Below are 523 nucleotides of genomic sequence, written 5' to 3'. Positions count from 1 at the left end.
GCATCTCGGCTTTATATTCATCCGAGTTGCGCAGCATCGCCATATACTCTTTACGCTCTTCCTCGCTGGCATTCTCTTTCAGAGGGCCCCATTTAGCCTGCGCCGCCTTCAACCCGTTGATATCCCCCTGCGTCTTGACAATATCGGCGACCTGGCCGCCAATCTCCCCTATCAGTTGCGCTTCCCTTAGCCGGTTCTGCTCTTTCTCCTTATCAAATATCGGGCTCAGCGTCTGGTTGGCGTGCTCAACATCCCGGCTCAGGTCTACCACATCTTGCTGCTGGTTCGCCGGGTCGCGAATGATAATCGTGCCTTCACTCACCGCCGATTGCGTGGTCGAACGCGTGCTGCCGCTGCCGTTCACTCCGGTCAGCAGGCCGTTCGCCATATTCCCCGCGAACTGCCCGCCGATGCTACCGCCCGAGCTGATACCCACGCTCTGGTGTTCCACCTGGTAGTCCGCCTTGTTTTCGATATCGCTGAACCCCAGCGTGCCGGTATCCAGTGTATTCTTGTCCGCACT

General features: G+C 57.7%; 1 protein-coding gene. It reads right to left on the bottom strand.

Annotation, left to right across the window (positions count from 1 at the left end):
- On the bottom strand, positions 1–523 hold a 523-nt coding region (locus tag AC559G_RS18120; protein WP_498913680.1), incomplete at both ends, for a hypothetical protein.

Origin of the sequence: Gibbsiella greigii (genome assembly GCF_039540155.1) — a bacterium.
GTDB classification, from domain to species: domain Bacteria; phylum Pseudomonadota; class Gammaproteobacteria; order Enterobacterales; family Enterobacteriaceae; genus Gibbsiella; species Gibbsiella quercinecans.
Note: the sequence above shows the minus strand (reverse complement) of the source record. Positions and strands in the feature narration are given on the sequence as shown.